Source organism: Malaciobacter marinus (assembly GCF_003544855.1).
Classification (GTDB): Bacteria; Campylobacterota; Campylobacteria; order Campylobacterales; family Arcobacteraceae; genus Malaciobacter; species Malaciobacter marinus.
Genome location: NZ_CP032101.1, coordinates 1,932,489 through 1,949,824, shown reverse-complemented (window position 1 = coordinate 1,949,824; position 17,336 = coordinate 1,932,489). Strand labels below are relative to the sequence as shown.

Below are 17,336 nucleotides of genomic sequence, written 5' to 3'. Positions count from 1 at the left end.
GAAAAGTGCTTTCATGAGCTTCTTAAAAAGAATTAAAAAAGCACTAGGCTGGGAAATTAGGTCTAATAAACCTGAATATGACTTAAACCCGCTTATATACTCACAATTAAGACCATTTAGACTACCATTAATACTTATTCAGATTATTTTAATGACTGGTGCATTAGGATATGTATATATTGAAGATTATCCTATTATGAAAGCAATCTTTCAATCTGCATATACTTTTACTACAACTGGATTTGGTGCTTTAAATGAAGCAAATTTCAGTAATCAAGGTATAATTTTTACAGTAACTTTGATGTTATCAGGTTTTGCAGTACTTACATTTTCTGTGGGTATTTTAATCAATACTATATCAAATGGTACACTTTTTAAACTTCTTAAGGAAAGAAAAATGTTATATAAAATTGCAAGGCTTAGAAGACATTTTGTTATATTTTATCATAATGAATATACTGCACAACTAGCAAGACAATTTAGAGAAAATCATGTTCCCTTTGTGGTAGTTGACCCAAGAGATGATATAGAAGAGATTGCAAAAGAGTATGGGTATCCTTATATAGTAAATGAAGAACCTTATAAAGAGGTTGCATTTTTCAAATCTCATTTAAGTTCAGCTAAGGGTGCTATTTCATTGTCAAAAAATATATCTGATAATATTACACTTATAGCTTCAGTTAGATTATATGAAAAAGAGCTTGGTCGAAGTCCTTTTTTAATTATTTCAAATGCAGAAACACAAAATGATAAAGTAAGACTTAAAAAGCTTGGTGCAGATAAAGTTGTAGCTCCTCCATCACTTATGGCAAAAAGAGTAAGTGCAATGGCAATAAGACCAGATATGGAAAATGTACTTGAAGAGTTTTTATACAAAAAAGACACTCCTATTGATATGGAAGAAGCATTTGTAGGAGAAGAGTCTTGGGCTGTTGATAAACAAATACAAGATTTACATTTAAGAGATAGAATGAAGGTCTCAATTATTGGTATTACAGAAGCAACTGGAAAATTTATTCAAATGCCAAAAGGAAATACTGTTATTAGAGCAAACTGCAAACTTTTACTTGTAGGAAGCCATAGAGGTATTTCAAAATCAAAAAGAATACTTTCTTATTCTCAAAAACCAAAGGATATATAAAATGTTTACTATTTTGCCTATAAAAGGTATGATTGATCAAATAGATGGATTTTATTGTGATGGAATAAGTGCAGGGCTTAAAGCAAATAATGCACTTGATTTAGGTTTTATATATAGTGATACATTATGTGATGTTGAAGCTGTTTTTACAGAAAACAGATTTCAAGCAGCTCCACTTAAACATTACTTGATGTATAAAAAAGATTTTCAAACAAATTTTGTATTAATCAATTCTAAAAATGCGAATGCAATGACAGGAAAAAAAGGAATTGAAGATATTAATTCAATTTTTTCATCACTAAATCATGAATTTACAAATCCTATCATGAGCAGTACTGGTGTAATTGGAAATCCTTTGCCTATTCAAAAGATAGTAGAAGGTGCAAAATCTTTTGATTTGAAAACAAAAAATGCACAAAACTTATCAAAAGCTATTATGACAACTGATTCTTATGCAAAAACTACTATGTATGAAGTTAAGCTTGAAGATGGAAGTAGTTTTAAAATTGGAGCAGTTTCAAAAGGTGCTGGGATGATAAATCCAAATTTAGCAACTATGCTTTGTTTTATTTGTACAGATGCCAATGTTCCTAAAGAAGATATGAAAGAAGCACTTAAAGTAAATAGTGAAACTACTTTTAATGCTATTTCAGTTGATGGTGATACTTCTACAAATGATACGGTTTTACTTTTAACAAATAAAAAATCTAATGCATATAATAAAGAAGCATTCTTTGAAGTTTTAAGATTAGTAATGCATGATATGGCAATGCTAATGGTAGCAGATGGTGAGGGTGCAAAAAAAGCTGTTGCTTTTGAAGTTAAAAATGCTGCAACTTATGAAGATGCACAAAAAGCAGCAAAAGCCTTATCAAACTCTCTTTTAGTAAAAACAGCACTATTTGGTGAAGATCCAAACTTTGGAAGAATTGCTTCTACTATAGGTGCAAGTAAGATTGCGTGTGATGAAGAAAAGCTTGTTGTTTCATATAATAATGTAATTGTATATAATAAGGGTGAACTTATATTTAATGATGAAATTGAACAAGAAGCCTTTAAAGTACTTCAAAATGATAAATTTAAGATTGTTTGTGATATTGGATTAGGAAAAGAGAGCTTTACTGCATATGGTTGTGATTTAGGTTACAAGTATGTTGAAATAAATGCTGATTACAGAACTTAAGAAGCAATTTAGCTTCTTAATTACACACTTTATATAAAAAATCATTTTATAATAAATATACAAGCTACATAATCTATTCTAAGAATTTAATTGTTATAATTATACTAACTCAACTAAAAGGATTAAATATGTTTCACGAACACAGAGATGTAATTACAAAGTTAAAGCAGGAAAATGCTCATTTTCATAAGCTTTTTGATAAACACAATGAGTTAGATGAAGAGATAATTGAGTTAGAAAAAAATTTTGGCGATCAGCTAGAAATTGATAAAAAGAAAAAAGAAAAACTGAAATTAAAAGATGAAGTTTTCAATCTAATTATGGAATATGAAAAATCATAATAAATATAAATTTAAGTAAAAAGAGATTAATTTTTTTAATCTCTTTTTTTATTTCTTGCTTAAATTACTATATTAACTAATACTAAGCCCCATTTAGCTAAAATAATAACAAATATAAAAAATAAAGGCGTTTTTTTATGGAAAACCTTTTCGAAGATCAAGATATAATAGATATTAATATAGAAGATAGTGTAAAAGCTTCTTATTTAGATTACTCAATGAGTGTAATTATTGGACGGGCACTTCCTGATGCAAAAGATGGATTAAAGCCAGTACATAGAAGAATTTTGTATGCAATGCATGATCTAAACATGACTGCAAGATCTCCTTATAAAAAATCTGCAAGGATTGTAGGGGATGTTATTGGTAAATATCACCCTCATGGTGATAGTTCAGTTTATGATGCATTGGTAAGACTGGCACAAAATTTTTCAATGAGAGCACCTCTTGTTGATGGACAAGGTAACTTTGGTTCGGTTGATGGTGATAATGCAGCTGCTATGAGATATACAGAAGCAAGAATGACTAAAATTTCAGAAGAGATTTTAAAAGATCTTGATAAAGATACTGTAAATTTTGTTCAAAATTACGATGACACTTTAAAAGAACCTGCTGTATTACCTACAAGGGTTCCTACCTTATTATTAAATGGTAGTGAAGGTATTGCTGTTGGTATGGCAACAAAAATTCCACCTCATAACTTAAAAGAGTTACTTGAAGCTGTTCTTTATACTATTGATAATCAAGAAGCAACTGCTGAAGATTTAATGCAGTTTATTCAAGGTCCAGATTTTCCAACAGGTGGTACTATTTTTGGAAGACGTGGAATTATTGATGCGTATAAAACAGGTCGAGGAAGAGTTAAGATAAGAGCTAAGCATCATATTGAAACTAAAGGTAAAAAAGAGGTTATTGTACTTGATGAACTTCCTTACCAAGTAAATAAATCTAGACTTATTGAACAAATTGCTATTTTAGCAAAAGAAAAAAATGTAGAAGGTATTTCAGAAGTTAGAGATGAATCTGATAGAGAAGGTATTAGAGTTGTAATTGAACTTAAAAAAGATGCAATGAGTGAAATTGTATTAAATAATCTTTATAAATCAACTCCAATGGAGACTACTTTTGGGATTATTTTACTTGCAGTTCATAATAAAGAACCAAAAGTATTTAATCTTCCAGAACTTTTAAGACTATTCTTATCACATAGAAAAACAGTTATTATTAGAAGAACTATTTTTGATTTAGAAAAAGCAAAAGCAAGAGCTCATATTTTAGAGGGTTTAAAAATTGCAGTTGATAATATTGATGAAGTTGTAAAAATTATTAGATCATCATCAAATGATGCAGATGCTAAAGAGAAACTTCAAGAAAGATTTGAGTTATCACTTATTCAATCACAAGCTATTTTAGATATGAGACTTGGAAGATTAACAGGTCTTCAAAGAGATAAACTTGAAGCTGAATATCAAGAGCTATTAAGATTAATTGCTGAACTTGAAGCCATATTAAAATCAGAAGAAAAATTAAATGAAATTATTAAAGAAGAAATTCAAGAAATAAAAGAGAAATATTCAGATGAAAGAAGAACTGAAATTGAAGACTCATATGATGAGATTGATATTGAAGACTTGATTCCAAATGAGCCAATGGTTGTTACTATTACTCACAATGGATATGTAAAAAGAGTTCCAATTAAATCATATGAAAAACAAAGAAGAGGTGGTAAAGGTAAAGTTGCAGTTACTACACATGATGATGACTTTATTGAAAGATTCTTTGTGACAAATACTCATGATACATTGATGTTTATTACAAATATGGGTCAGTTATACTGGTTAAAAGTATATAAAATCCCAGAAGGAAGTAGAACAGCAAAAGGAAAAGCAGTTGTTAACTTAATCAACTTAAGAGCAGATGAGAAGATCATGGCTATTATTCCAACTACTGATTTTGATGAGAGCAAATCATTGGCATTCTTTACAAGAAATGGTATTGTAAAAAGAACATCTTTAGCTGAATTTAGTAATATAAGAAGCAATGGTGTAAGAGCAATTGTTCTTGATGATGCGGATGAGGTAGTAACTGCTAAAATTACTATTCCAGGCTCGCAATACTTTATGATATTTACAAGTTTAGGTCAATGTATTAGATTTGAAATAGATAAAACAAGAGAACAAGGAAGAAGCACAAGAGGTGTAAGAGGTATTAAGTTTAAACTTGATTCTGACTTTGTTGTTGATGCTGATGTAATTATAAGTGAAGAACAAGAGCTATTAACTGTATCTGAAAAAGGTATTGGAAAAAGAACAACAGTAGATGAATATAGACTTACAAATAGAGCTGGTTCTGGTGTTATTTCTATGAAATTACATCAAAAAACTGGAAATGTAATTGGTTCTGTTTTAGTTGATGAAACACAAGATTTAATGGCTTTAACATCTATTGGTAAGATGATTAGAGTAGATATGAATACTATTAGAAAAGCAGGAAGAAATACTTCTGGAGTAATTATTGTTAACGTTGATAAAGGGGATAAAGTAGTTTCAATTGCTAAGTGCCCTAAAGAAGAAGACGATGAACTTGATATTGAATCTGCAACTGATTTAGCAGGTATTATTGAAGATACGAATTTAGTTGATAATGATGATTCAAATAATCAAAATAGTTAATTAGATTAAGTCTATATACAATAAATGAAGAGGAAGAAATATGAGAAAATTTAATGTTGCTGTTGTAGGAGCAACTGGTGCTGTTGGAGAAGAGCTTTTAAGAGTAATGGATGCATATGATTTTCCAATTAATAATATAATTCCATTAGCAAGTGCTAAAAGTGCTGGATCTACAGTTGAGTATAAAAACAAAGAATATACAGTTTTAGAACTTACTGAAACTGCATTTGAAGAAAATGATGTAGAAATTGCTTTTTTTAGTGCAGGTGGAAGTATCTCTGCAAAGTTTGCAAAATTTGCAGTTGAAGCAGGTGCTGTTGTTATTGATAATACAAGTCATTTTAGAATGGAGCCAAATATTCCATTGGTAGTTCCAGAAGTTAATCCAGATGATATTTCAAAATGGAAAGAAACAGGAATTATTGCAAATCCAAATTGTTCAACTATTCAAATGGTATTATCTTTAAAACCACTTGATGAATTATATGGAATTAAAAGAGTGGATGTATCAACTTACCAAGCGGTAAGTGGTGCAGGAAAAGCTGGTATGGAAGAGCTTGTAAAACAGATGCAAGCATTTTTTGCTTTTAAATTAGATGAAACTAAAAAAGAGGCTTTTGCTCATCAAATAGCACTTAATGTAATTCCACAAATTGACGTAGCTCAATCAAATGGATTTACAAAAGAAGAGATGAAAATGATCAATGAGACTCAAAAGATTTTACATAAACAAATGCAAATTGCAGCTACTTGTGTAAGAGTTCCTGTATTAAGAAGTCATAGTGAGTCAATTACTGTTACATTTGATGATGATGTTGAAGTTGATATTGATAAAGTAAAAGAAGTTTTAGGTAATTTTGATAATGTAGATGTTATTGATGATTTAGAAAATAATCAATATCCAATGCCAATTATTTCAACAGATACAGATACAACATTTGTAGGAAGAATCAGAAAAGATGCTTATGCAGATAATATTATTCATTATTTTAATGTTGCAGATCAAGTAAGAGTTGGAGCTGCAACTAACTCAGTTAGAATAGCATTGAAGTGGATTGAAATGGAGAATGATATCTAATGATAGAGAAGCTTTTTGAAAAAGCTATGTGGCAGACAAGATTTTTAGTAATCTTGGCTGTTGTATTTGGACTACTTGGAGCTATAGTTTTATTTGTAGTTGCAAGTTTAGATATTTGGAATGTTACTAAATATACATTTGATACAATCATAACAAATGCACATCCAAAGAATTTTCATGAAGATATAGTAAGTGGTATTATTGGTGCAGTTGATTTGTATTTAATTGCAGTTGTTATGTTGATTTTTTCTTTTGGAGTTTATGAACTATTTATCTCTCCAATTGATCATATTGAATCAGCAAAAGAAGACTCAAAAATACTGTCAATAACATCATTAGATCAATTAAAAGATAAAATTGCAAAAGTTATAATTATGGTTTTAGTTGTAAACTTTTTTCAAAGGGTATTACATACTAATTATACTTCTGCTTTAGAGATGTTATATTTTGCGCTAGCAGTTACAGCCTTAGCTGTAGGATTGTATTTCTTAGGGAAGATAGGAAAAAAATAAATAAAAGGTTATATAAATGTCAAAAATTTTTGTAGATGCTTGTTTTGGTAAGGAAACTCCTTATACTCCTGTATGGATGATGAGACAAGCCGGAAGATACTTACCTGAGTATATGAAAGTAAGAGCAGAAGCTGGAAGTTTTTTAAATCTTTGTCATGACCCTAAAAAGGCATGTGAAGTTACTATTCAACCTCTTGATATCGTAGGAGTTGATGCAGCAATTTTATTTAGTGATATTTTAGTTATTCCACATGAGATGGGAATGGATTTAGAGTTTATTAAAGGTGAGGGACCAGTATTTCATAAACCTTTAAAAGATGAAGCTGATGTTGATGCTTTATTAGGTGGTGAAGAAGCAGCAAATAAATTAACATATGTTTATGACACATTAAAATTATTAAAAGAAGAACTACCAGAAGATAAAGCACTTATTGGATTTACTGGTGCTCCTTGGACTCTTGCTACTTATATGATTGAGGGAAAAGGAACTAAAACATATAACTTATGTAAAAAACTAATTTATACTAATCCTGAACTTATGCATAAACTTCTTGCAAAAGTTACACAAGTAGTTAAGTATTATATGGAAAAACAAATACTTGCAGGTGCAGATGTTGTTCAGATTTTTGATTCATGGGCAGCGGCATTGGAAAAACAAGCATATTTTGAATTTTCATGGAAATATATGGTTGAAATTGCTGAATATTTAAAAGAGAAATATCCACATATTCCTGTTATTATGTTCCCTAAAGGTATTGGACAATACTTAGATGATATTTATGGAAACTTTGATGTATTTGGTGTTGATTGGTCAACTCCAATGGCATTAGCAAAAGAAAAACTTGGTGATAAATATGTTCTTCAAGGTAATATGGAACCATGTAGATTATACTCAAAAGAAAAAACAACAGCTTGTGTTGAAAAAATTCAAGAAGTAATGGGTGGAAAAAGACATATTTTTAATCTAGGTCATGGAATATTACCAGATGTACCTGTAGAAAATGCAAAACATTTTGTAAGTGAGTGTCACAGAGTTTCAAAAAAGGCGTAAAACGTTAAGAAAAAGTAAACTATTTTACTTTTTTAGTTTGTAGCGATTATTATAAAAGAGAGGCTTTTTAAGCTTCTCTTTTTTTATTTAAAGGAATAAAATGTCATATTCAAACTCTATAATATTTGGTCCAATTCCATCAAGAAGATTTGGAATTTCTTTAGGGATTGATTTATCACCTAGCACAAAACAATGTAATTTTGATTGTTTATATTGTGAATTAGAACCTGCAAAAACGATGGATTCTATGAGTGATTATCCAAGTGTTAGTGAAGTTATAAAAGAAGTTAAAAAAAGTTTTGAAAATCATCCTAAAATTGATGTTATAACACTAACAGCAAATGGAGAACCTACTTTATACCCATTTCTTGATGAATTAATAGATGAATTAAATAAGATAAAAAAAGATGCAAAAACATTGATTTTATCAAATGGAAGTACTATTTATAAACAAGAGATTTTTGATGCACTCTTAAAACTTGATACTGTTAAATTATCACTTGATTGTGTAAGTGAAAAATGTTTTAAAAAACTTGATAGAGTTCATAATAATATTGAAATTGAAAAAATCATTCCTTCAATGATAGAGTTTTCAAATAAATTTAATAATAATTTTGTTTTAGAAATACTTTTTGTTAAAGATTTAAATGATAAAAAAGAAGAGATTGAGCTACTTTATGAGGCTATTCAAAGAATTAACCCTAAACGAGTTGATATTGGTACAATTGATAGACCACCTGCTTATAAGGTTAAACCTGTAAGCTTTGAAGTTTTAGAAAGTGTTGCAAATACTTTTAATGGAATAAATGTAAATATTGCTTATAAAAATAGACCAAATCAAATTCAAAAATTTAGTGAAAATGAAATAATATCTATGTTAAAAAGAAGACCATTAACAAGTGAAGATATTGAAAATATGTTTGATAATTCTTCAAAAATAATTTTGGAAAAATTACTAAAAGAGCAAGTAGTTTCTATAATTGATAGTAGTGGCTTGAAATTTTATAAAATTTTATAATTTTATTCGATATTACTTGACAAAAGAGTAAATTTTTACTATAATTCCAGCCCATTAAAGGAACACGCATTCCGGATTAGCTCAGCGGTAGAGTAGGTGACTGTTAATCACTTGGCCACTGGTTCGAATCCAGTATCCGGAGCCATAACTTTAATGAAACTTTATATTAGATATATTCCGGATTAGCTCAGCGGTAGAGTAGGTGACTGTTAATCACTTGGCCACTGGTTCGAATCCAGTATCCGGAGCCATAATCTAATAAAACTTATCATATGTTCCGGATTAGCTCAGCGGTAGAGTAGGTGACTGTTAATCACTTGGCCACTGGTTCGAATCCAGTATCCGGAGCCATAACTTTAATCAAACAACTATTTCATTTTAACTATAAAAAACAAAGTAAAAATATGATATCTTAATTTATCTTTTTAATAAGGTTTATTTTGGATTTAGATTTTTTTATAGTTGCATCTATTGTGCTTATTATAGCTGCTTTTGTACATGGTAGTATAGGTTTTGGTTTTGCTTTAATACCTACTCCTATAATAGCAATTTTTACTGATATTCAAACTGCAATTTTACTTACACTTATTCCTACTTTAGTAGTTAATCTAGTTAGTTTTCTAAGTGAGGGTAATATACTTGATGGTTTTAAAAAACATATGCCCCTAGCCTTGCTTACAATGCTTGGAAGTGCAATAGGTACTCAGCTATTAATTATGAGTAATTCTGAGCTTTTTAAGCTTCTATTGGCTTTTATAATACTTATTTATCTTTTTGTAAATAAAGTTAACATGTCAATCTCTATTTTTAAAACTTATCCAAAAAGCTCTTTTGTTATTTATTCACTATTTACAGGAGTTGTAGGTGGACTTACTAATGTAATGGGACCTTTACTTATGATATATGGAATTGAACTTAAGTATTCAAAAGCAGAACTTATTCAAGCTATGAATATCTCTTTTTTATTTGGTAAAATCATTCAAATAGTGGTTTTTTTAATAAATGGAAGTTTTACAAGTGAGCATTTGTCATTTTCTTTTATGGCAATTTTTATAATCTCATTTTCACTATATTTAGGAATTAAGTTAAAAAAGAGAATGGATACCAAAGTTTATTTAAAAGTAATTAGAGCTGTATTATTTATTATTTCATTGATTTTAATCGCACAAGTGATAATATAAAGTATCAAATTAATTTTTTAACTTGATACTGTTTATTTTTTAAGTTTTGTTTTTTCATCTTTTTTTATACCGCAACTTTTTTTACCACAATTACAACCTTTATTTTTAGAGATTGAATGATAGATATAATAAACTGCAAAAAGTGTTATTACTATTAATAATATTTTATCCATATAATTTTCCTTTTAAGTATGAGCTTTTGCTCATACTTATTATTTCATAGGTTTAGCTTCAACCCAAATAACCGCATCTTGACTTAATTCTTTACCTTTATACTCTTTATCTGGTCCTACACCAAGTGCGCAAAATCCCCATTGACCAGCTTTTGGAATGGCAAATGTAAACTCACCATCTTTATTTGCTTTTATTGTCATTGTTACAAATGAGTCTTGTGGTGCAGTAACTCTATCTTTACCCATTTTATTATTTTTTGTATCTACATCTCTATTTAGATATTCAACTTCAATTTCAGCATAAGGAACAACTTTTCCTTTTGATTTTACAATCCCTGTAAAACTTCCACCTTCCCAAATAGCATAAGGCTTTGTCAATGGAACAATTTCAGCTTTTAATCCAAGCTCGCTATCCCAATCAGTTGGTGTACCTGCAACATTTATTATTGTTTTAGTAATTTGTTGAATATATGCATCTTCATTTTTTTCATAATATGGTTTTGGCTTTAATACTAAAATATGGTCACCCATTCTTCTAGCTTTATATTTTGATTCATATGCTTTTGCTTTATTATGATTTCCTTGAAAAGTAATAGAATTTAGACTTTTCATTAAATCTTTTTTCTTGCCTTTATTTATTACATAAAACTCTTCAACTCCTGCCATATCCATTGTATGTTCATCTGCAAATGGGTGTGTAAATACTTGAGTTAATTCAACTGTTTTTCCTTTAGGAAGTGCCATATTATCAGTGTAAAGCATTTGAAAGTGTGCAAATGCACTTGTTGATAAAACTGTTGCTGCAATACTGCTAATTAAAATTTTCTTCATTTTATTTTCCCTTTTTATATATTAATATTTATAGTCATTATCAATTAATTATTGGCTTTATCTTCAATAAAGAAGATAAAGTTTTATTTTATTCTGTTATATCAGAACTTTTTATTTTTACTTGATGTCCTTCACCTGCATCAAAGATTGCAGTATAATCTCCACTTGGTTTTTTGAAATTAACTTCACTGTATTCATTCATTTTAGTGTTGAATACAATTTTTCCATCTTTTTCAACTTTAAATTTTACTCCTGTGGCACTACTTCCATCACTAAAACCACCTTCACAAGTGATTGTTCCATCTGCGTTATCAAAACAACTCATTATTGCACTATGTGCAAACATTGAACTTATCATAAAGCTTAATGCTAATACTATTTTTTTCATTATATTTCCTTTCTTTTTATTAAATTGTATTTTGTTAAATTAGACTTTATTTAGTCCTCCTTTCCAGTTTATACTTTTACTTGGATAAAAAGCCAAAATAAGAGTAATAAAAACTATTGCAAAATAGAATGCTGCCATTGCTTCTACTCCACTTAAGGAGAAAATATTTCCAACTGTAAAAGTTAAAGAAGACATTGCAATACCTAAAAACACAGGGAAAAATATTGCAAATACCATCCATTTGTAACTATTTGTTTGCATTTTTACTACAATCATAGTTGCAATACAAGGTGGAGTAAGAATCATGAAAATTATAATTGCAGCTGCATGTAATGGAGTATAACCACTATTCTCAGCCATTGCTTCTTCTGCTCTTTTAGAATCGGCTTTGTTATTTTCATAAATACTTCCAAGAGTTGCAACTGCACTCTCCCTTGCTGCAAAAGAGCTTAAAAATGCTACGTTTATTTTCCAATCAAACCCAGCGTATTGAGTAATTGGTTCTAAAGATCTTCCAGTCATTCCAAGTATTGAATTTTCAATTTTTTCATTTTTCATCTCTCTTAAAACTTTTTTTCTATCTCTTGAAAGTTTTCTAATAGCTCTGTTTATTTTTTTTGCTTCTTTATTTTTTCTTGGTTTTAAGAATGTATAATAATCTGCATTTATAAGTTTGAATTTTTTATCAAGTTGTTTTGCATCTTCTTTTGAAGTAGCTGCCATTCTTTTTGCTCTATATCTATCATAATAATTTAATAAATCAGATACCTCATTTTTTGTATCTACTAATTGATAATATTTATTATTTTTAATTTGTTTATCAAATTTCGCTAAGTATATTTCTGATTGTTTTTCATACTTTAAAATTGAGTCTTCACTTAATCCTGGAAACTCTAACATTGCAAATAGTATAACTGCTACTGCTAAGACAATAGTTACAACTTTTTTAATATATATCCACACCTTTTGAAAAGATCTTATAAAAACACCTTTAATTGTTGGAACATGATAAGGTGGTAATTCCATTACAAAAGGAGCTGTTTGTCTTGTTTTTAAAACTGTTGTTGTTAAAAGTTTTGCAATTAATAATGCAATAAAAATAGTAATTGTTGAAATGAAAAACATCATAAGTGCCATTTCTGGTTTGAAAAAAGCTCCTAATAAAAGTGTATAAAAAGGCACTTTTGCAAGACAATTCATATATGGAACTGTTAATATTGTAGCCATTCTTGCTCTTTCATCACTAATTCCTTTTGTTGACATAACACCAGGAACTGCACAACCACCTACCATTGCTCCACCTAATACTAAAGGAAGAGTAGATTGTCCATGTAAACCAAATTTTTTAAAGATTTTATCAAGAATAAAAGCCATTCTTGGCATATAGCCTACATCTTCCATAATAGCAATCAATGCAAATAGAATAAAAAATATTGGGATATAGTTTAATAATGCAATTGAACTATTTGTCATCCAGATAAAAAAATCTGTTATCATAGGAACTTTTGTAAAGTCAGCCATTGGCAATATATCAATAATAAAATTTTTCATTGAGGCTAATATTGGCCATGTGTAATCTGTAAGTTTATATCCATAAACAATTGATATTTCGTAAACTAAAAATATTATAAATAATAAAATTGGTATTGCAAATATTCTATTTAATACTATTTTGTCAATTTTATCTGTTAAGGTTTCTTTATTTATATTATTATTTTTTACACACTCATGATATATTACATCAGCAGAGTCATATCTAAATGTTGCTAGAAAAGAGATGGTATCTTTATCATGAAGTGTATGAAAACTCTCTATTTCTTTATCTATTTCCTCTTTTTTTATATTTGAGCCAACATGTTCTAAAATAGTTGGATCTTCTTCAAGTAGTTTGATTGCAAGCCATCTTTTACTTAGGTGGCTTTTACTATTTTCTAAAAGTTTTTCAATCTTTTGAATATGAACTTCTAACTCTTCATAGTTTATTTTAAACTCTTCATATTTAGTCTTTTTTTCAAAAGTATTTGTAATAGTTTGCATAAGCTCTTTTCCACCAATACTTTTTGAACCACTTGTTTCAACAACTGGGCAAGAAAGCATTTTAGAAATCTTTTTAGAATCTATTTCTAATCCTCTGTTTTTTGCTATATCAATCATATTTAATACAACAATAACAGGAATACCAATTTCTAAAAGTTGAAATGTTAGGTAAAGATTTCTTTTTAAGTTTGAAGAATCAATTACATTTACAATAATATCAATACTTTTTTCTTTTGAATTAGGATTACTCTCATCAATTATAAACTTTTTTGCAACTTTTTCTTCTTGTGAAAATGAGCTAAAAGAGTATGTTCCAGGTAAATCTACCATTTCAACTTTGTAATCTTCATATTTGAAAAATCCAACTTTTTTATCTACTGTTACCCCTGGATAGTTTGCAATGTGTTGTTCAATTCCACTTACAAGGTTGAAAATTGTAGATTTACCACAATTTGGTTGACCTGCAAGACCTACTTTTATTTGTTTCATATTTTAACCTCAATTAAAGAAGCTTCACTTTTTCTAATACTTATGTAATAATTTTGTATTTTTAATTCCATTGGATCAAATAAAGGCGCTTCTCTAATAACTTCAATCTCACTATTCATAACAAAGCCCATGTCTAATAATCTTCTTAAAAGTTTTCCATCTGTTCTTATTTTTTTTATTTTTGCTTTTTGACCTTTTGATAAAGTATCAAGCATAATCATTTTTTTATTCAAAATATAACCTTTAGTAATTATGATAATCGTTATTGAAATATTAAGATATTAAAACTTAAAATATTATAATATATACTTAAAAAAATGAAATTTCTTTTTTTAGAGATTACCGTAAAAAGGTTGTTTGTTATTAAAATGTCACAAAAATTGAAAAACTAGATTGGAGATTATTATAAGAAAAAATTATAATTTTAAGAAAATAGGTCATAGAACTACCCCTGAAACTCTTAAGATGTAAAATTCGCAATAAACATCTGAAGATAAAAAATCAAGAAACAAAAAGGGACAATAAAAATGTTCCAGAGGCAGTTTTATGACCTAAGTATGCACTCCAAAAGGAGCGCATAAATTTAGAAACTATATACTAATGTAGCGTTTAATTGATTCATATCAGAACCAACCCAACCATTTACATCATCTGTATTAAAGTATGTGTATCCAACATTTGCTTTGATATTATCAGATACTTTGTATCCTAACCATAAAGTTGTTTCTTCAGCATCATACTCTTCTTGTGAGTCTGTCTTATAGTCGTTAAAGATTCCATAAATTAAAGTAGCATTTAAATCACCAAATGATTTGCTTAAGCTTGCATAGTAAGTCTCTGCATTTCTATAATAAAAAGCATCACCTTCTTCAAATGGACTTAAAGACTCTCCAGCTGCTCCATATCCAATAAATGGGTCTTTGTCATCTCCAACTTTTGCATAACCAATAGCTGCATTAACTCCAAGGATTTTTGTACTAGCTTTTAAGTGAAAAAAGTCTGTATCATCTTTATTTAAATCATCATCCATTTTTTGTTGAACATAATCTGCTCTAATAGAGAATTTATCATAATCAAGATTTAATCTTCCACCTAATTTGTAGTGATTATCTGGTAAATATACATCATAAACAGTTGCTTTGATATTATCATTGAATTTATGAGTAATACCTAATTTATATGCACCTTTACTATCATTGATATTTTCCATAGGTCTATAATCTCTTGCATAAACTCTACCAATTTTTTTAGACCAGATTGCTTCAACTGCTGTATCACCAAATACTGCATCAAGTTTAACTGCATCATGTGTTTTTGCAAACCAATCAGAAACAATAAATTGTCTACCAGCTTTAAGTGTGAAATTATCATATTGGTATTTTACAAAGAACTCTTCAGCGTCAATGTCTTTTTCATCACCATTTTCATAAAATCTCTCACTAGCATCACCACTACCTTTCCAAGTTTCAAGGCTATCATTATCTTCAAATAGAGTTTTATATGCTCTAAATTTAGTAGTTAAACTAAGATTATTCCAAACGCCTGTCTCATACTTTAATGCAAATGAACCAACACTATAAGCAGTGTCTTGATAATAGTTTCCTACTTTTTCATCAACATTTCTTGTTTCATAAGTAACTGCAACTTCTCCACTTACTTTTCCATTTGTTAAAGCTTCTTGTAAACTATTTGCACTCGCGAATGTACATGCACTTAAAGCTAATGAAGCAATTAAGCTTAATTTGATACTTTTCATTGTTTTCCTTTTTCCAAAGTGTTTAAACTTTATTTTTACAGTAATTGGTAAAATTAAGTTTATTTTCAAATTATAATTAATCAGTGGGTCTAAAAAGTAAATTTTTTGTGTATTAAGTAAAAACTTTTAAATAGAGCATAGAACTACCTCTGAAGGAGATTATGAAGTTAAATTCGCTAAAAACTTCTTATAGTAAGGGAAACTAATAAAAATTATATAATTTTTTCAGAGGCAGTTCTATACTCTTAATATACTCCTTGGAAGGAGTATATAATTAAAATGAGTAAACTAAAGTTGCATTTAATTGATTTAAATCAGTAGTGTTTGCATCTTTATTATCTTCATTAGTTAGTGCATATCCTACATTTAGTTTAAAGTTTTTGTTAAATTGATATGTTGCCCATAAGTTAAACTCATCTTTATCAAAATCTTTTTCATAATCAGTAATTCCATACAAGGCTGTTAAACTTAAATTTCCAAAAGATTTACTTAACATTGCATAAGTAGTTTTTGCATCTTTTAAGAACATTTGATCACCTTCTTCAAAAGGAATGATAGTCTCTCCTGCAATATGGTTAAATGCAGCATCTTCATCAATTTGTACATATCCAAGTGTTGCTGTGTATCCATTAATTGTAGCAAATGTTTTTAATTCTAAAATATTACTATCTTGTAAATTAGTATCATCTTCATCTAAGTCTGCATAGTGTGCCATTGCGCCAAACTTAATATTGTTTATACTATATTTATAGTTGATTTTTCCACCATAAATATCTTTTAATGATGGTGCTGTTACTCCATAAGCTTTTATAGAAAATGAATCACTTAATTTTTGTGTAACACCTAATTTATATACACCACCATTTTCTTTGTTGATATGAGTCATAGGTCTATAATCTCTTGCATAAACCCTACCATGTCTACTTGACCAGATTGCTTCAATACTTGTATTATTGATATCATAATATAAGCTTATTGCATCTTGAGTTTTATTAATCCATTCAGTAGAGATAAATTGTCTACCTGCTTTAATATGTAAGTTATTTAAATCATATGCTAAAAATAACTCTTCTGCATCAATGTCTTTTTCGCTTCCAGTTTTATAAAATCTTTCACTAGCATCACCTTTACCTGTACTAGTTATAGATTTATCATCATCTTCAAATAGAGTTTTATAAGCTCTAAATTTAGCTGTTAGACTAAGATTATTCCATTTTGCTGTTTCATATTTTAATGCAAAAGAACCTACACTATAAGCAGTGTCTTGATAATAATTAGAGATTTCTTTATTTTGATCTCTTGTTTCATATGTTACGGCAAACTCTCCACTTACTTTTCCACTTGTTAATGCTTCTTGTAAACTATTGGCACTAGCTGTATTACATACAGTTGTTGCTAAAGCAGTAATTAGACTTAACTTAATAGATTTCATATCATTTCCTTTGTGTATAATTAAATAAAACTAAATATTTATAAGTAGTTTTA

At 28.7% G+C, this 17,336-nt stretch carries 16 protein-coding genes and 3 tRNA genes; 12 read left to right on the top strand and 7 right to left on the bottom strand.

All coding sequences use genetic code 11. From position 1 onward, the window contains the following. Positions 1 to 13: 13 nt before the first annotated feature. The 12 genes from AMRN_RS09465 (at position 14) to AMRN_RS09410 (ending at position 10,177) form a co-directional block, all read left to right on the top strand. Positions 14 to 1,141, top strand: coding sequence for a potassium channel family protein (locus AMRN_RS09465; protein WP_099312371.1), 1,128 nt, complete (start codon positions 14 to 16; stop codon positions 1,139 to 1,141). Between the two features lies 1 nt (position 1,142). Continuing rightward, positions 1,143 to 2,324 carry a bifunctional glutamate N-acetyltransferase/amino-acid acetyltransferase ArgJ gene (gene argJ / locus AMRN_RS09460; RefSeq protein WP_099312373.1) on the top strand — a complete coding sequence of 394 codons (1,182 nt, stop codon included), beginning with the start codon at positions 1,143 to 1,145 and terminating at the stop codon, positions 2,322 to 2,324. Positions 2,325 to 2,452: 128 nt separating this feature from the next. Continuing rightward, a complete protein-coding gene (locus AMRN_RS09455; RefSeq protein ID WP_099312375.1) occupies positions 2,453 to 2,665 on the top strand; it encodes an HP1242/YdcH family protein in 213 nt (70 codons plus the stop codon). A 137-nt stretch (positions 2,666 to 2,802) separates the two neighbouring features. Continuing rightward, positions 2,803 to 5,337: a DNA gyrase subunit A gene (gyrA, locus tag AMRN_RS09450; RefSeq protein WP_099312377.1), complete on the top strand. Its 2,535-nt coding sequence runs from the start codon at positions 2,803 to 2,805 to the stop codon at positions 5,335 to 5,337. 40 nt (positions 5,338 to 5,377) lie between these two features. Next, the gene (locus AMRN_RS09445) at positions 5,378 to 6,415 is read left to right on the top strand and encodes an aspartate-semialdehyde dehydrogenase (RefSeq protein WP_099312378.1); all 1,038 of its coding nucleotides are present in this window, start codon (positions 5,378 to 5,380) and stop codon (positions 6,413 to 6,415) included. Further along, positions 6,415 to 6,927: a YqhA family protein gene (locus AMRN_RS09440; protein WP_191282115.1), complete on the top strand. Its 513-nt coding sequence runs from the start codon at positions 6,415 to 6,417 to the stop codon at positions 6,925 to 6,927. The genes AMRN_RS09445 and AMRN_RS09440 overlap by 1 nt, the downstream gene beginning before the upstream one ends. 16 nt (positions 6,928 to 6,943) lie before the next feature. After that, positions 6,944 to 7,978, top strand: a complete 1,035-nt coding sequence (gene hemE, locus AMRN_RS09435; RefSeq protein ID WP_099312380.1) for a uroporphyrinogen decarboxylase — start codon at positions 6,944 to 6,946, stop codon at positions 7,976 to 7,978. A gap of 100 nt (positions 7,979 to 8,078) precedes the next feature. Beyond that, positions 8,079 to 8,996 (top strand): radical SAM protein, encoded by a 918-nt coding sequence (locus AMRN_RS09430; protein WP_099312382.1) that lies wholly within the window; start codon positions 8,079 to 8,081, stop codon positions 8,994 to 8,996. Between the two features lie 70 nt (positions 8,997 to 9,066). Continuing rightward, a tRNA-Asn gene (locus tag AMRN_RS09425) sits at positions 9,067 to 9,141 on the top strand. Positions 9,142 to 9,172: 31 nt separating this feature from the next. After that, positions 9,173 to 9,247: transfer RNA gene (locus AMRN_RS09420), tRNA-Asn, on the top strand. Positions 9,248 to 9,272: 25 nt separating this feature from the next. Further along, positions 9,273 to 9,347 (top strand) — tRNA-Asn (locus tag AMRN_RS09415). 89 nt (positions 9,348 to 9,436) lie between these two features. Then, complete coding sequence (locus tag AMRN_RS09410) at positions 9,437 to 10,177, top strand: sulfite exporter TauE/SafE family protein (protein ID WP_165772866.1); 741 nt, start codon at positions 9,437 to 9,439, stop codon at positions 10,175 to 10,177. Positions 10,178 to 10,209: 32 nt separating this feature from the next. On the opposite strand, the gene AMRN_RS09405 is transcribed toward AMRN_RS09410, so the two are convergent. The 7 genes from AMRN_RS09405 to AMRN_RS09375 all read right to left on the bottom strand — a co-directional run bounded on the left by AMRN_RS09405 (position 10,210) and on the right by AMRN_RS09375 (position 17,283). After that, positions 10,210 to 10,350 (bottom strand): FeoB-associated Cys-rich membrane protein, encoded by a 141-nt coding sequence (locus AMRN_RS09405; protein ID WP_099312386.1) that lies wholly within the window; start codon positions 10,348 to 10,350, stop codon positions 10,210 to 10,212. Positions 10,351 to 10,389: 39 nt separating this feature from the next. Next, the gene (locus AMRN_RS09400) at positions 10,390 to 11,181 is read right to left on the bottom strand and encodes a DUF4198 domain-containing protein (protein WP_099312388.1); all 792 of its coding nucleotides are present in this window, start codon (positions 11,179 to 11,181) and stop codon (positions 10,390 to 10,392) included. Positions 11,182 to 11,269: 88 nt separating this feature from the next. Next, positions 11,270 to 11,572 carry a hypothetical protein gene (locus tag AMRN_RS09395; protein ID WP_099312390.1) on the bottom strand — a complete coding sequence of 101 codons (303 nt, stop codon included), beginning with the start codon at positions 11,570 to 11,572 and terminating at the stop codon, positions 11,270 to 11,272. A 36-nt stretch (positions 11,573 to 11,608) separates the two neighbouring features. Continuing rightward, positions 11,609 to 14,095: a ferrous iron transport protein B gene (gene feoB / locus AMRN_RS09390; RefSeq protein WP_099312392.1), complete on the bottom strand. Its 2,487-nt coding sequence runs from the start codon at positions 14,093 to 14,095 to the stop codon at positions 11,609 to 11,611. After that, a complete protein-coding gene (locus AMRN_RS09385) occupies positions 14,092 to 14,328 on the bottom strand; it encodes a FeoA family protein (protein ID WP_322862122.1) in 237 nt (78 codons plus the stop codon). Before AMRN_RS09385 ends, feoB begins: the two co-directional genes overlap by 4 nt. A gap of 350 nt (positions 14,329 to 14,678) precedes the next feature. Beyond that, complete coding sequence (locus tag AMRN_RS09380) at positions 14,679 to 15,851, bottom strand: Opr family porin (protein ID WP_099312394.1); 1,173 nt, start codon at positions 15,849 to 15,851, stop codon at positions 14,679 to 14,681. Positions 15,852 to 16,125: 274 nt separating this feature from the next. Further along, entirely contained in the window at positions 16,126 to 17,283 is a 1,158-nt protein-coding gene (locus tag AMRN_RS09375) for an Opr family porin (RefSeq protein ID WP_099312396.1), read from the bottom strand. Positions 17,284 to 17,336 lie beyond the last annotated feature (53 nt).

What these genes read in the sequence shown, in the direction of transcription:
- AMRN_RS09445 (WP_099312378.1), top strand. Translation starts at nt 5,378, where the DNA reads ATGAGAAAATTTAATGTTGCTGTTGTAGGAGCAACTGGTGCTGTTGGA.
- AMRN_RS09430 (WP_099312382.1), top strand. Translation starts at nt 8,079, where the DNA reads ATGTCATATTCAAACTCTATAATATTTGGTCCAATTCCATCAAGAAGA.
- argJ (WP_099312373.1), top strand. Translation starts at nt 1,143, where the DNA reads ATGTTTACTATTTTGCCTATAAAAGGTATGATTGATCAAATAGATGGA.
- hemE (WP_099312380.1), top strand. Translation starts at nt 6,944, where the DNA reads ATGTCAAAAATTTTTGTAGATGCTTGTTTTGGTAAGGAAACTCCTTAT.
- AMRN_RS09455 (WP_099312375.1), top strand. Translation starts at nt 2,453, where the DNA reads ATGTTTCACGAACACAGAGATGTAATTACAAAGTTAAAGCAGGAAAAT.
- gyrA (WP_099312377.1), top strand. Translation starts at nt 2,803, where the DNA reads ATGGAAAACCTTTTCGAAGATCAAGATATAATAGATATTAATATAGAA.
- AMRN_RS09375 (WP_099312396.1), bottom strand. Translation starts at nt 17,283, where the DNA reads ATGAAATCTATTAAGTTAAGTCTAATTACTGCTTTAGCAACAACTGTA.
- AMRN_RS09380 (WP_099312394.1), bottom strand. Translation starts at nt 15,851, where the DNA reads ATGAAAAGTATCAAATTAAGCTTAATTGCTTCATTAGCTTTAAGTGCA.
- AMRN_RS09400 (WP_099312388.1), bottom strand. Translation starts at nt 11,181, where the DNA reads ATGAAGAAAATTTTAATTAGCAGTATTGCAGCAACAGTTTTATCAACA.
- AMRN_RS09465 (WP_099312371.1), top strand. Translation starts at nt 14, where the DNA reads ATGAGCTTCTTAAAAAGAATTAAAAAAGCACTAGGCTGGGAAATTAGG.
- AMRN_RS09405 (WP_099312386.1), bottom strand. Translation starts at nt 10,350, where the DNA reads ATGGATAAAATATTATTAATAGTAATAACACTTTTTGCAGTTTATTAT.
- feoB (WP_099312392.1), bottom strand. Translation starts at nt 14,095, where the DNA reads ATGAAACAAATAAAAGTAGGTCTTGCAGGTCAACCAAATTGTGGTAAA.
- AMRN_RS09440 (WP_191282115.1), top strand. Translation starts at nt 6,415, where the DNA reads ATGATAGAGAAGCTTTTTGAAAAAGCTATGTGGCAGACAAGATTTTTA.